Origin of the sequence: Polaribacter sp. Asnod6-C07, from assembly GCF_045063625.1 — a bacterium.
Classification (GTDB): domain Bacteria; phylum Bacteroidota; class Bacteroidia; order Flavobacteriales; family Flavobacteriaceae; genus Polaribacter; species Polaribacter vadi_A.
The window spans coordinates 2205826-2220622 of sequence record NZ_JBEFOF010000005.1; the positions used below are offsets into that span (position 1 = coordinate 2205826).

The 14797-nt window shown below is 30.5% G+C and carries 13 protein-coding genes and 1 pseudogene; all 14 read left to right on the forward strand.

All coding sequences use genetic code 11. From position 1 onward, the window contains the following. Position 1 precedes the first annotated feature (1 nt). The 14 genes and pseudogenes from ACJJVK_RS09455 (at position 2) to ACJJVK_RS09520 (ending at position 14796) form a co-directional block, all read left to right on the forward strand. Entirely contained in the window at positions 2 to 1327 is a 1326-nt protein-coding gene (locus tag ACJJVK_RS09455; RefSeq protein ID WP_405565499.1) for a UDP-glucose dehydrogenase family protein, read from the forward strand. 15 nt (positions 1328 to 1342) lie between these two features. Then, positions 1343 to 2293: a GDP-L-fucose synthase family protein gene (locus tag ACJJVK_RS09460; protein WP_405565501.1), complete on the forward strand. Its 951-nt coding sequence runs from the start codon at positions 1343 to 1345 to the stop codon at positions 2291 to 2293. A 138-nt stretch (positions 2294 to 2431) separates the two neighbouring features. Next, a pseudogene (locus tag ACJJVK_RS09465) lies at positions 2432 to 2776 on the forward strand (four helix bundle protein). A 69-nt stretch (positions 2777 to 2845) separates the two neighbouring features. Then, positions 2846 to 3973, forward strand: a complete 1128-nt coding sequence (gmd, locus tag ACJJVK_RS09470; protein WP_405565503.1) for a GDP-mannose 4,6-dehydratase — start codon at positions 2846 to 2848, stop codon at positions 3971 to 3973. A 120-nt stretch (positions 3974 to 4093) separates the two neighbouring features. Continuing rightward, positions 4094 to 5566 carry a hypothetical protein gene (locus ACJJVK_RS09475; protein WP_303436098.1) on the forward strand — a complete coding sequence of 491 codons (1473 nt, stop codon included), beginning with the start codon at positions 4094 to 4096 and terminating at the stop codon, positions 5564 to 5566. Between the two features lie 56 nt (positions 5567 to 5622). Continuing rightward, positions 5623 to 6390, forward strand: a complete 768-nt coding sequence (locus ACJJVK_RS09480) for an HpcH/HpaI aldolase/citrate lyase family protein (RefSeq protein WP_215993400.1) — start codon at positions 5623 to 5625, stop codon at positions 6388 to 6390. Between the two features lie 71 nt (positions 6391 to 6461). After that, positions 6462 to 7151, forward strand: a complete 690-nt coding sequence (locus tag ACJJVK_RS09485; protein WP_405565504.1) for a cytidylyltransferase domain-containing protein — start codon at positions 6462 to 6464, stop codon at positions 7149 to 7151. Then, entirely contained in the window at positions 7141 to 7773 is a 633-nt protein-coding gene (locus ACJJVK_RS09490) for an HAD family hydrolase (protein ID WP_405565506.1), read from the forward strand. Before ACJJVK_RS09485 ends, ACJJVK_RS09490 begins: the two co-directional genes overlap by 11 nt. Before the next feature lie 7 nt (positions 7774 to 7780). Then, the gene (locus tag ACJJVK_RS09495; protein WP_215993397.1) at positions 7781 to 9136 is read left to right on the forward strand and encodes a lipopolysaccharide biosynthesis protein; all 1356 of its coding nucleotides are present in this window, start codon (positions 7781 to 7783) and stop codon (positions 9134 to 9136) included. A gap of 38 nt (positions 9137 to 9174) precedes the next feature. After that, positions 9175 to 10338 (forward strand): glycosyltransferase family 4 protein, encoded by a 1164-nt coding sequence (locus ACJJVK_RS09500; protein WP_405565508.1) that lies wholly within the window; start codon positions 9175 to 9177, stop codon positions 10336 to 10338. Between the two features lie 8 nt (positions 10339 to 10346). Beyond that, positions 10347 to 11426 carry a glycosyltransferase gene (locus tag ACJJVK_RS09505; protein WP_215993395.1) on the forward strand — a complete coding sequence of 360 codons (1080 nt, stop codon included), beginning with the start codon at positions 10347 to 10349 and terminating at the stop codon, positions 11424 to 11426. After that, entirely contained in the window at positions 11416 to 12939 is a 1524-nt protein-coding gene (locus tag ACJJVK_RS09510) for a hypothetical protein (protein WP_405565509.1), read from the forward strand. The genes ACJJVK_RS09505 and ACJJVK_RS09510 overlap by 11 nt, the downstream gene beginning before the upstream one ends. Before the next feature lie 98 nt (positions 12940 to 13037). Next, entirely contained in the window at positions 13038 to 14000 is a 963-nt protein-coding gene (locus tag ACJJVK_RS09515; RefSeq protein WP_405565512.1) for a glycosyltransferase family 4 protein, read from the forward strand. Positions 14001 to 14115: 115 nt separating this feature from the next. Further along, positions 14116 to 14796: a hypothetical protein gene (locus ACJJVK_RS09520; RefSeq protein WP_215993392.1), complete on the forward strand. Its 681-nt coding sequence runs from the start codon at positions 14116 to 14118 to the stop codon at positions 14794 to 14796. The last annotated feature ends 1 nt before the right edge of the window (position 14797 follow it).

Consider the following 14797-nt stretch of genomic DNA (forward strand, 5'->3'; position numbering starts at 1 on the left):
CATGAATATAGCTGTTATTGGTTCTGGATATGTAGGTTTAGTGTCAGGGACTTGTTTTGCAGAAATGGGAAACAAAGTTACTTGTGTAGATATTGATCAAAAAAAAATTGATAAACTTGAAGAAGGCATTATTCCAATTTTTGAACCAGGTTTAGAAAGCATGGTATTGAAAAACGTTAAAAATAAAAATTTGTTTTTTACTACCAATTTAGCTGAAGCCATTGATGCTGCTGTTATTGTTTTTATTGCTGTGGGTACGCCTATGGGAGATGATGGTTCTGCGGATTTGCAATATGTATTAGCAGTTGCCAAATCGATAGGAGAAACCATGCAAAAACGTTTGATCGTGGTTGATAAATCTACAGTGCCAATTGGAACAGCAGATAAAGTAAAGGCTACTATACAAGCTGAATTGGATAAAAGAGAGGTGGCCTTGGAATTTGATGTGGTTTCAAATCCAGAATTTTTAAAAGAAGGCGCAGCGATTGATGATTTTATGAAGCCCGATCGTGTGGTAATTGGTGCGGATTCTGAGTATGCTTTTGATAAAATGAAGCAATTGTATTCGCCGTTTTTTAGAACTCATGATCGTTTTATAACCATGGATATTCGTTCTGCTGAAATGACAAAATATGCTGCTAATACCATGTTGGCGACCAAAATTTCATTTATGAACGAGATTGCAAATATTTGTGAGCGCGTGGGTGCAGATGCAAATAAAGTAAGAATAGGAATTGGTTCTGATAAAAGAATTGGGTATAGTTTTATTTATCCTGGTGCAGGTTATGGAGGTTCTTGTTTTCCGAAAGATGTAAAAGCTTTAAAAAAGATTGCCGAAGAAAACGGCTATAAAGCGAATTTAATTGAGTCTGTTGAAAATGTAAATGACGCTCAAAAGTTATCTATTGCTAAGAAAATTGTAGCGAGGTTTGGAGAAGATTTGTCTGGATTTACCTTTGGTTTGTGGGGTTTAGCTTTTAAACCCGGTACCGATGATATGCGAGAAGCTCCTTCTATTTATACCATTAAAGAATTGGTGAAAAGAGGAGCAAAAGTTAAAGCCTATGACCCTAAGGCTAGAGAAGAAGCAGAACATTTTTATTTAAAAGGAGTTGCTAATTTAGAATATTGTAATTCCAAATATGAAGTTTTATTTGGGGCAGATGCTTTGATACTCTTAACAGAATGGAAAGAGTTTCGTTCTCCAGATTTCCACGAAATCAAACAACAATTAAAATCACCTATCATTTTTGATGGTAGAAATCAATACAATGCTTTTAATTTAGACAAAGAAGGTTTTGAATATTATCAAATAGGTAAAAAGTAGAAGTATATTACATATATGGAAAAGAATTCGAAAATATACATTGCAGGTCATCGAGGGATGGTGGGATCTGCAGTTTGGAGAGCTTTAGAAAAAAAAGGATATACTAATTTAATTGGGAGAACTAGTAAGGAGCTAGATTTAAAAAATCAAGAAGCCGTTTTTCAGTTTCTTCAAGAAGAGAAACCTGATGCTATTATTGATGCTGCTGCAAGAGTAGGTGGTATTTTAGCCAATAATGATTTTCCATATCAGTTTATCATGGAGAACATGCAAATACAGAACAGCTTGATAGATGGTTCTTTAAAATCAGGAATTGATAAATTTATTTTTTTAGGAAGCTCGTGTATCTACCCAAAGTTTGCACCACAGCCTTTAAAAGAAGAATATTTATTAACAGATTCTTTAGAACCGACCAATGAATGGTATGCCATTGCCAAAATTACTGGGGTAAAAGCTTGTGAAGCAATCAGAAAACAATTTGGTAAGGATTATGTAAGTTTAATGCCGACCAATTTGTATGGTTATTTTGATAATTTCGATTTAAAGACTTCCCATGTATTACCAGCGATGATCCGTAAGTTTCACGAGGCAAAAGCTAATAATAATGCTGATGTTGTATTATGGGGAAGCGGAACGCCAATGCGTGAGTTTTTGTTTGTAGATGATATGGCAGAAGCCGTGGTGTATGCATTAGAAAATCAATTGCCAGAACATTTGTACAATGTAGGTTCAGGTACAGACATTACCATTATAGAATTGGCAGAAACGATTCAAAAAGTAACAGGTCATCAAGGAACCATTGTTTGGGATTCTGAAAAACCAGACGGAACACCAAGAAAATTAATGGATGTTTCTAAAATGAAAGCCATAGGTTGGAAGTATTCCACAGATTTGCAAGAAGGTATAGAAAAAACCTACGATTGGTTTTTGGAACATATAGATCGTTTTAAGGAAGTGAAAATGTAGAAGTCGTTCCTCGTCCATCGAGCAACGAAACACGAACAGCGAGAATCGAAACACGAACAACGAACAACGAACAACGAACAACGAACAACGAACAACGAACAACGAACAACGAACAACAACAACAACAACAACAAAATTATGGAATGTAAACTTGAAGTTTGGAAATTATCACATCAGCTTACTTTGGCTGTTTATAAAATTTCTGCCAAGTTTCCATCCTCCGAAAATTATGGCTTAACTTCTCAAATAAGAAGAAGTATAAGCAGTGTGCCTACAAATATTATTTAAGGGCAGGGTAGACAATATAAATAGGAATTCATACAATTCTTGTACATTGCGAAAGGATCTTTAGAAGAAGCCAACTACCAGTTGTTTTTAGCAAAAGACCTGAACTATATTTTAGAAAATGAATATATACAATTGTATGAAGTCTTTACAAGAATAAAAATGATGTTGCATAAATTGATAAAATCATTGAGATAGATTATCGATTTTCGTTTCTCGACCATCGTAAAACGAACAACGAACAACGAACAACGAAATAAAAAAAATATGAAAGTTGCATTAATCACAGGAATTACAGGTCAAGATGGATCGTACTTAGCAGAGTTATTATTAGAGAAAGGCTATGAAGTACATGGTATTAAAAGAAGATCTTCTCTGTTTAATACAGATAGAATTGACCATTTATACCAAGACCCTCATGATCCAAACCAAAGATTAAAGTTACATTATGGAGATTTAACAGATTCTATGAATCTAACACGTATTATTCAAGAATGCAAGCCGGATGAAATTTACAACTTAGGGGCGATGTCACATGTAAAGGTTTCTTTTGACATGCCAGAATATGTTGGTAATGTAGATGCATTAGGTACTTTACGAGTTTTAGAAGCGGTACGTTTGTTAGGCTTAACTAAAAAAACCAGAATATATCAGGCATCTACGTCTGAATTGTTTGGCGGTTTGCCAGAAAATAAAAATGAACGCGGTTTTTACGATGAAAACTCCCCATTATATCCTCGTTCTCCTTATGGAGTAGCTAAAATTTACGGTTTTTGGATTACCAAGAACTATCGAGAAGCCTATGACATGTTTGCTTGTAATGGGTTGTTATTCAACCACGAATCGCCAAGAAGAGGTGAAACTTTTGTAACTAGAAAGATTACACGTGCTGTAGCAAAAATTGCCTTAGGCTTGCAAGACAAAGTCTTTTTAGGGAATTTAGAAGCCAAACGTGACTGGGGACATGCCAAAGATTATGTACGCATGATGTGGATGATTTTACAAGCCGACAAAGCAGAAGATTGGGTAATTGCCACAGGAGTAACGACTACAGTAAGGGATTTTGTTCGTATGGCTTTTAGTGAAGTGGGTATCGAAGTAGAGTTTAAAGGAGAAGGTGTAGATGAAAAAGCCTATGTAGTTACTTGTAATAAAGAAGAATTTCAAGTAGCAATAGGTAAAGAAGTATTGTCTGTAGATCCATCTTATTTCCGTCCAACAGAAGTAGATTTATTACTAGGAGACCCAACAAAAGCTAAAGAACAATTAGGTTGGGTGCCAGAATATGATTTAGCAGGTTTGGTAAAAGATATGATGGAAGGTGATGTAGCACTTATGAAAAAGGATGTAGATCTGTTAAAAGCAGGGCATGAAATTTTAAAACAGGTTGAGTAGAATTTTGTTTAATCAAAATATAAGTTAGTATTAAACTACAAATAAAAAAACATGAAATTATTAGATTGCACACTAAGAGATGGAGGTTATTATACGAACTGGGATTTTGATGAAGCTTTGGTGGCAGAGTATGCTGCAGCAATGGAGGCTTTACCCATTGATTATGTGGAAGTAGGATATCGAAGTATGGCGATGAAAGGATATTTAGGCGAGTACTTTTACTGTCCAGAATATGTTTTGAAACGACTAAAAAGTTTAATGCCTAATAAAAAGTTGGTCATTATCTTAAATGAAAAAGATATAAGGTCTTCGCATATAGATGAGGGATTGTTAGATCCTTGTAAACCATATGTAGCTATGGTTCGTATGGCGATTGATCCTAAAAATATGGTGCGTGCAATTGAATTGGCAAAAACAGTAAAGGCGGCCGGTTTTGAGGTGGCATTTAATGTAATGTACATGTCTAATTGGAAAAATGATCCTTCTTTTTTAGATGCTTTAGTTGGGGTAGATGATGTGATTGATTATTTTTATATGGTAGATTCTTATGGTGGAGTAATGCCACAAGATGTAAAAGATACCATTACTATGGTCCGTAGTAAAACAAGTGTACCCATTGGTTTTCATGGACATGATAATCTAGAAATGGCACTTATCAATACTATTACAGCAAAAGAGGCTGGTTGTGAGATTTTAGATGCCACAATTACGGGTATGGGACGTGGAGCAGGAAATTTAAAAACAGAATTATTACTTACTTATTTAGAAAGTGCAGAAAACTTACCGATTGCGTATAATGAGTTAAGTAGTGTAGTTAGTGAGTTTGAAGAGATGCGTAAGCATTATCAATGGGGTACAAGTTTGCCTTATATGTTTTCTGGAGCCAAATCTTTGCCACAAAAACAAGTGATGGAATGGGTGGGGATGAATCGTTATCCTTTGGGTAGTATTATCAATGCATTAAATAATAAAAAACAAGAAGTCGCAGATAATTTAAAGTTAGCTACATTAAAAAAAGAGTCTAAATATAGTAAAGCTATAATTTTAGGAGGAGGTAAAACTGCCAAAGAACACAAAACAGCTGTAAAGAAATTTTTTGAAGGTGCAGGACAAGATGCGTGTTTAATTCATGCGGGTACACGCCAAGTAACAGAATATTTAGACATTGACTGTGACCAGTACTATGGTTTGGTAGGTTTTGAAAGTGAAAAGTTATTAAAACAAATTGGTGATTTTTCTAAAGTAACACAAGTATGTGTGTATCCTCCTTTCCCTCGTAAAATGGGAACAACTATCCCTGATAGCATAATAAAAGTATCAAAAGAGTTGGAAAGAATTACTTTTACTGATTTAGATACAGAATCACCTATGGCTATAGCAACTCAAATAGCCATTGATTTAGGGGTGAATCACTTGTACTATATTGGTTTTGATGGATACGATTTAAGTTTAAATCAAAATCAGTTTGTAATGGCAAGAGAAAATCAAATTATCTTGGAAGATGTTATGAATACAGGAGGTGTGCAAATAGAATTTTTGACACCAACGAAGTATAAAAATGTAAACGTATCTTCTATTTATAGTTTGATATAGAAAGGGAGATAGAAAAATAAAGAAGACCTTGCCTATTGACTACTTTTTAAATATATATGAAAAAGAACATACTTATCGATAAAATAACTAATCAAAAATTTCTTTATGGACCTTTTTGTAAAATGCAAGATCCTACAATTATAGAACTTGCGGCTTTAAGCGGTTTTGATTTTATTATTATTGATATGGAACATGGGCCGCATGATGTTACTTCCGTACAAAATATGATAAGAGCAGCTGAAGCTAAAGGAATTGTACCGGTAGTTCGTGTAACGGAAAATAACGAAACACTTATTTTACGACTGTTAGATATAGGTGTAAAATGCATTCAAGTGCCACAAGTATCAACGGTAAAAGATGCTCAAAAAGTAGTTGAGTGTACCAAATTTTATCCGATAGGAAATAGAGGTATGTGTAGATATGTTCGTGCTGCTGAATATACGAATGTAAGTAGTGCAGATTATTTTAAAAACTCAAACAATTCTATAGCTACCATTATTCATATTGAAGGTTTAAAAGGTATAGAAAACTTAAAGGAGATTGTTCAAGTAGAAGGAATCGATATTATTTTTATAGGATGTTATGATTTGTCGCAATCATGTGGTGTTCCCGGTGAAATAAAACACAACAAAGTTATAGAAACAATGAAAAAAGCAATAAATATTGCACAGGAAAATGGAAAAATGATGGGTACTTTTACAGAATCATTTGAAGATGCTAAAATGTGGAAAGAAATAGGGGTGCAATATATTTCTTATGCAGTAGATGTGGGTATTGTTTTAGATGCATTTAAAAAGGTGGTAACTCAGTTAAATAAAAAATAGAATATATAATCAATAATAAGAAAATCTAAGGCCATTTTTTTTTGTTATAAGTAAACAAATATCACATTACTATGACCGTATTTTTACCATGTAGAGCAGGTAGCCAAAGGATACCCAACAAGAATACCAAAGAATTTGCTGGTATCGAAGGGGGGTTATTAGAAGTAAAGTTACGTAGTTTAATTAATGCTACTTTGGTTGATAAAATCGTTCTTTCTACCAATGACCAAAAAGTTATCGATATTGCAGAAGCTATTCCTCACAAGAAAATTTCAATTGATATTCGACCAGAACATTTAGCATTATCATCTACCAGTACAGATGATTTGGTAGATTATGTACCGACTATAATTGAAGATGAGCACATTTTATGGACTCACGTAACTTCTCCTTTTATTACTTCCGATTCATTGAACAGAGGAATTAAAAAATATTATGAAAATTTAGATGAAGGTTACGATAGCTTAATGACGGTGAATAAAATTCAAACTTTTTTATGGAATGAAGATGGTAAACCCAACAATTATGACAGAGAAAAAGAAAAGTGGCCTAGAACACAAACTTTAGCTCCTTTATATGAAATTAATAGTGGTTATTTTATTAATAAAAGAGATAATTACATAAATTTAAAAGATAGAATTGGTCATAAACCTTATTTGTTACAATCAGAAGGCTATGAAAAAATAGATGTAGATTGGCCCGATGATTTTTTATTAGCAGAAATGGTGTACAAATTAAAATACAGTGTTGATGTTCAATAAAAAAAACATATTGTGGGATTTTGATGGTGTCATTTTAGATTCGATGGTTGTTAGAGATTGGGGTTTCGAAGAGATTTTTAAAAATTTTGATGCTCAACAAGTTTCAGAACTATTAAAATATCATCGTGCTAATGGAGGACTGTCTAGATATGTGAAAATCAGATATTTTTATGAAAATATTTTGGGTGAAAGTATTACAGAAGAAAAAGTAATGCTTTATGCAGAAAATTTTTCTGTGTTAATGAAAAAGGAATTAACAAACCCTAAAAATCTAATATTAGATGCTGTATCATTTATCAAATCAAATTATCAAAAGTATCATTTTCATATTGTTTCAGGTTCTGACGGAGAAGAATTACGGTTTTTATGTAAAGAATTAGGTTTGACACCCTATTTTTTATCTATTGAAGGTTCACCTACTCCCAAAAAAGTATTGGTTAAAAATTTATTAAAAAAGCATAATTATATTTTAAGAGAAACATGTTTAATTGGAGATTCAATCAATGATTATGAAGCTGCTAAGGCCAATAATATTCATTTCTATGGGTATAATAATAAAGAATTAAATAAATTAGATGGAGGATATATTCCTAGTTTAAATGTTTTAAACACTAATTTTTAATAATTTTATGTCAACAGTAAAAAAAAATATTTTAAAAAATGGTTTTGCTTCTATACTTACAAGAGGTGTAAGAATGTTAGAACAGCTATTTTTAGTGCCTTTTTTTATCACTAGCTGGGGTGCTGCTTACTATGGTGAATGGTTAACACTTACAATAATACCTAGTGTATTTGCATTTTCTGATTTAGGTTTTGGTTCTGCAGCTGCCAATAGTTTTGTTTTAGCATATGCATCGGGTCAAAAACAAAAGGCCGCTAATATAAACAAAGCAGCTATTAGGATAATTTCTACTATGTTAGTTATAGCAATGTTTGTAAGCGTAGTAGTATTATTGATACTTAATCATTTTGATGTTTTCGAAAAATCGATTATTGAAAAATACGATGCTATAATTGCTGTTTCTGTTTTGATATTAGCCAGATTTTTAAATTTTTACACGCAGCTTATAGAATCCTATTATAGATCAGCAAGAAAAGCATCTTTAAGTATTAACTTACAAACTTTAAAATCTTTGTTAAATTTGGGTGCAGGGATGTTAGTACTTTTATTTGGATATGGTATAGTTGCTTTTGCTATTTCTCAGTTAATTGTAATCGTATTCTTTAATTTTTTTTATTGGTATAGAGGGAGTAAAATGTTGGAAGGATTTCATAAATACAAAGGAATTAAAGATAAATTAGAAATAAAAAATATAACATCCAAAGGTATTGGATACATGTTGTTTCCAGGTTGGCAAGCTATTTATTTTCAAGGTACTACTTTTGTGGTTAGAATTGTCTTGGGACCTGAGTCAGTAGCTGTATTTAATACAGTACGCACATTAAGTAGGTCTGTAAATCAAGTTTTAAATATAATCAGTTCTAGTATTTTTCCTGAATTGCAATACGAAATTGGTGCTGGAAATACATCTAAAGCTAATAAAATTTTTAAAATAGGTGTACTTTCTTCTTTTATACTTTCTGTTTTAGGAGTAATATTTTTAGCAGTGTTTGGTCTGTGGTTTTATGGAATATGGACACAAAAACAATTGTATGTAGAACCGTCTGTATGGTATGTTTTTTTAATAGGTATATTGTTTAATTCCCTTTGGTGGTCTTCAGAACCTATATTCAGAGCAAAAAATGAACCATATGTTTTTGCTATTGCAGGTGTAATTAGCGCAATTGTATCTGTAATATTTACTTATCTATTATCTTCAGGTTTTGGTTTATTAGGTGCAGCAATAGGAGCTATTATTTTAGATATAATTATGGCATTTATAATTATTCCTAAAAGTATAAGTATGATGGAGATGAAATTTATAGAGATTTTTCAAGGATTAAATTTAAATATGGCCATAAAAAAAATTGTAAGTAAAAAATAAAATATTTCTCATTTTAAAATATCAATAACGTAATTGTCATGAAAGTAACTCAAATATCAATTGGTAGATTTCATCATTTTCATCTAGCAAGGCAAATGGAAAGATTTGGACTATTAGATAAAGTTTTTACAGGGTATCCTAAATTTAAATTAAAAGATGAGAAAGGAATAGATATAAATAAAATTAAAACTTTTCCTTATCTACATGCACCGTATATGAAAAGAAACGTGATAGGCTTGGATAAGTACGATTGGTTGAATAAAGCTTGGGTTTGGTATGATAAGCTTCTAGTAGATAGTTATGCCGCTTCTAAAATAGATAAGCCTACTATATTAATTGCACTTTCCGGAACAGGATTAAAAGCAGGTAAAGTTGCAAAAAAGAAAGGTGGTATATATATTTGTGATAGAGGATCAACACATATTCAATTTCAAGATGAAATTCTGAGAGAAGAATATGAGAAATGGGGTTTTGTTTATAAAGGGATCGATCCTCGTATAATTGACAAAGAGTTGGAAGAATATAATTTTGCAGACAAGATAACTATACCCTCTACATTTGCAAAGAACTCTTATATAGATAAAGGTATTAATGAAAATAAAATAACTAAAATTCCTTATGGTATAAATTTATCAAGATTCCAAAAGACTAAAATAACACCAATAGATGTGTTTAGAGTAATTTGGGTTGGTGGCGTATCTTTAAGAAAGGGGTTTATGTATGCGTTAAAAGCATTTCAAAGATTAGAACATCCAAACAAAGAATTTTTAATTATTGGAAGTGTCTCCAAAGAAATAAAATTTTTATTAACTAATGAAAATTTAGATAAGATAATTTTTAAAGGAAATGTTAGTAATGCAGTACTAAAAGACTATTATAGTGTTTCGCATGTATTTGTTATGCCAAGTATAGAAGATGGTTTTGGAATGGTGTTAGGAGAATCCTTAGCGTGTGGCTGTCCAATTATTACCACAACAAATAGTGGAGGTGTAGATTTGTTTGATGATAGTAAAGAAGGTTTTATTGTACCTATACGTTCTTCTGACGACATACTAGAAAAAATGCAATTTTTAGCTGATAATCCAGAAATACAAAAACGTATGAGTAGTAATGCTGAAAAAAAAGCTAAAGGAATAGGAGGATGGGATTCTTATGGTGATAGTTGGAAACTAGTAATAGACAATTATAATAAACTCAACTAGGTTACTAAATGGGATTAATAAAAAATAGTAATTTGAGAGTTTTATCTATTGGTGGTTTAAGTGCATATGGAAAAAGTAACACCTGTTTGCATAGGCATAATGCAATAAAAAAGAATGCAAATACTGTGCATGAAGTAGATACTGCAAATACAAAAGTGTCATTACTTTATAAAATAACAAATAAGCTATTTAATTTAGGTTTTCCTATCAATTTACCGGACTCTAAAAAATCTAATAAGAAAATATCTCGATTAATTCAAGAAAATAAATATGATATTGTATGGATTGATAAAGGTTTAACTATTAAAAAAAAAACATTAAAGCTTATTAAACAATTGCAACCAAATTGTAAAATTGTTAGTTTTTCTCCAGACAATATGATGATGCGATTTAATCAAAGCCAAAATTTTTTAAATTGCAGATTTCTATATGATTATACATTTACAACAAAATCATTTATAGTCCAGGATTTGAAAGATCTAGGTTTTAAGAATGTTTTTTTTATCAATAAAACTTATCATGAAGAATTTCATTATCCTAGAGAACTTACTTTAATTGAAGAAAAGGAATTAGGAGGAGATGTTGGTTTTATAGGTGCTTGGGAAGAAGAGCGTTGTCATAGTATTTTATATTTGGTTGATAACGGTATTAAGGTAAAAGTTTTTGGAAATAAAAAATGGAAAGAATACATCGACTATCATCCAAATTTAGAAATTAGAGAGGGTTTGTTTTCAGACAATTACCCAAAAGCCCTAAGAGCTTTTAAAATTTCTTTATGTTTTTTAAGAAAGATGAATAATGATCAGCAAACGGCAAGAACAATGGAGATACCTGCTTGTGGTGGTTTTATGATGGCAGAAAGAACAAAGGAACATCAGATTTTATTTAAAGAAGGTAAAGAAGCTGAGTATTTTAGTACAAATGAGGAATTGCTGAATAAATGTAATTATTATTTAAAGAAAGAAAATAAAGAAATCAGGTTAGCTATTATTAATTCAGGTATTAAGAGATGTGAAAAATCTGGCTATTCTAACGAGAAAACTATTGCTAAAATGATGAAAATAGTATTAGGAAAGAATGAAAAATAAAAATAAAATATTTATTCTTAAACAATTACGGAAATGGCTTGGTATAATTTTAATTATATCCATTACTTTAGAGTTATTACTTTTCCCGTCTTTAGCAAACTTATTAGGTTGCTTAATGACATTCTTTAGTTTTTTAATATTTCGTAATTTTTTAAGAGTTAAATATGTAGTTTACACACCTTTTGCTTTCTTTTTTTATCTTTCAATGTTTATGTACAGATACCTTCCTTTAATTGCAACATTAATAGAAGGTAACCCAATATCTCTCGGTTTTGAAAGACCTATTGAAACTTTTATTTTCGAGTTATTGCTCTTTTCTATCAGTTCATTTGCCTTTTATTTATCTGCAAATTTGAAATATAAAAATAATGCACTTCAAAAAATCTTAAATAAAAATAATTTTTTTGATACCAATCCAAAAATTATTTGGTTGTTAGGGGGTATAGGTTTTTTAGTAAGGCTTTATATATTTAGTGCTGGACAATCAGAGTATGGTAATGTGGGAGGTAAATTTTTAGATGGTATTCTTTATTTATATTATGCACCATTAATATTATTTTTTCCAAAGTTAATAGGTCAAGAGGGATATGGATATAAGAAATTAGTTTGGATTTATTTTGTAATTATTTTTATAGTTAATTTAGCCTCAAATAGCAGAGCAGCAATGATTGCACCTATAGGCGTATGTTTTCTTTTGTTTTTTTTATTTTTAGTAAAAAATAATTTAAAAATTAAAGAAATTATTTCACCCCGCCTTTTGTTAGTTTTAGTTTTTTTAGTTGTTTTTGGTTTGGATATGTTGTCTGATATGTCCTATGCTATGTTATATAATAGATCAATAAGGTCTGACGTTTCTAAAACAGAATTACTACAGAAAACTTTAAAAACATATAACAATAAAAAATTATTAGAGCAAATTAAATTTGATAGAAAAGAAAGGTCTAATGAAGTTAGTTCTTATAGTTTAGGCTGGACAGAAAAATACATTGATAATTTTATGTTAAATCGATATGCTAATATGAGGATATCTGATGAAACATTATATCATGCAAATAGATTAGGCTATGGTAGTGAAAAGTTACAGACCGATTTTTGGAATCAATTAATATTAGTTTTTCCTAGTCCTTTTTTAAATTTTTTTGGTGTAAAATTTAATAAAGAAAGTAATAAATACAGCAGAGGTGATTTACTATCTGGTGGCTCTCTTGGTAATTTTGTAGTAACTAGTCATGTTGGTGATGGTTTAGCAACTTTTAGTTATTTTTATTTTCCAATACAATTCATTCTAAATATACTTGTTTTTTATTTACTCAATACCTTTGTTTATATTAAAGCTTATAAAGTACATTATTCTTTATTTGGTTTAATGAATGCATTTGTTTTTTTAGGAATGTTTAGAAATGCAAATGGTATATTAATAGATTTTGGGTATTGTGTTCGCTATTATTGGCAAAGTGTAATAACTTACATAATAATTTATAGAATAGTTAAATTAATAAAAAAAATTATTTGAGGATAAATTATAGGTAAATAACTAACCTTATTTAATCAATTAAAATTAAAAAAAACAATTTTAAGCTAATGAAAATAACTTATTTTTTTCGCCCAAAAATGGATGGTGTATTTAGTATTGAAACTGTTTTTCAACAATTATTTCAATTTTTACCCAAAGAAATTGAAAAGAAAGAGTACTTGTGTTCACATAAATGGAAACGTTATGATAGTTTTGTAAAAGCACGTAAATTTCAGGGAGAAATCAATCACATTACTGGAGACATTCATACCATTGCATTATTTTTAAAAGGGAAACGTACAATATTAACAGTACATGATATTGGTCGTTATGAAAGAAATTTATCAGGAATACGTAAAATAATTATAAAATATTTATGGCTGCAATGGCCTCTTAAAAAAGTGGCTTATATTACCACAATTTCAGAATTTACTAAACAAAAATTAATTACTACTTGTAAAATAGATGCTAAGAAGGTTTTAGTAATACCGAATCCTGCAAGTTCTGATTTTAAGCCTTTTTATAAGGAGTTTAATAATAAACAGCCTCTTGTTTTACAAATTGGAGGTAGCTCTGTTAAAAACTTACTTAGATTGATAGAGGCTGTAAAAGGGACTAGTTTTAAGTTGTTACTATTAAGAAAGCCTACTGCAGATTTAAAGAAAGATTTAGATGAAGCAAATATTGTATATGAGTTTAGATATAATTTAACAAGAGAAGAGGTATATAAATGCTATTGCGACTGTGATATAGTCTTTTTTGCTTCTCTTCATGAAGGATTTGGTGTTCCAATTTTAGAAGCACAACAAATAGGAAAGCCAATTATAACTAGCAATATTGCACCAATGAACGATGTCGCTGGTGATGGAGCTCTATTGGTAGACCCTACTAATGTTAATGAAATTAAGAAAGCTTTACAGAAGTTGAAAACTGAAACAGTGTTTAGAAATGAATTAATAAAGAATGGGAGTTATAATTTAGAACGATTTTCAGTAAAAACAGTTACAGAAAAATACGTAAGTTTATACAAAAAATTAAATAAAGAATTAGAAAAATTATAATATGGGGTTTTGGCAATTAATGATCAGAAAAGACGATTTTATCATTAAAACTATGAACAGCATAGTCACTTTAAAAAATCGTTTGTCATTTGGGAAGCAAAAAGTATTATTGAGAATGAAAAAGCAGTATAAAAACAGCACCAATGTAAATCAAGTTTACATTATTTTAAATGGACCTTCACTTAAAAAACAAGATTTGTCTGTATTACAAGGGCAAGATATAATGTTTGTAAATAGAGGGTTTAAACATGAATTGTACCATCTGTTGCAACCAAAGTTTCATGTATTTGTAGATGCTAAGCTAAAGACAGGAGAATGGCCGATTACTTGGTTGGATGAAATATTAACAATGGTACCCGATATTACTTTTATAATGCCGGTAGATTGGTATCATTTAGAAATGTTAAAACCTTATAAAGAAAAAGGAGTGAAATTTCTATGGATGTCTTTAGATACACCTTTTAAATGTATAGGAGTTTCTGGGTATTGTTTTGAAGCATCCATGTTTTGTGGATATAAGAAGATCTGTTTTACAGGGTTTGATGCTAACGGTCTGGCTTATGAGTTGATAAATCATCAAAGTCATTTTTATGGTGTAAATGAAGAAAATAATATCAAAACTAGTAAAAATTATGTAATAGATTTATATATGCATAGCAGGCATTTAAGAGAATTACAAAAACTAGCAGAAGCATCAAAGCAAAAAGGTATCGAAATAATAAACTTAACAGAAGGAGGATTATTGGATATGTTTACTAGAAATAAGTTAGAAGAATCTGTTAAAAAAAGAATCTAAG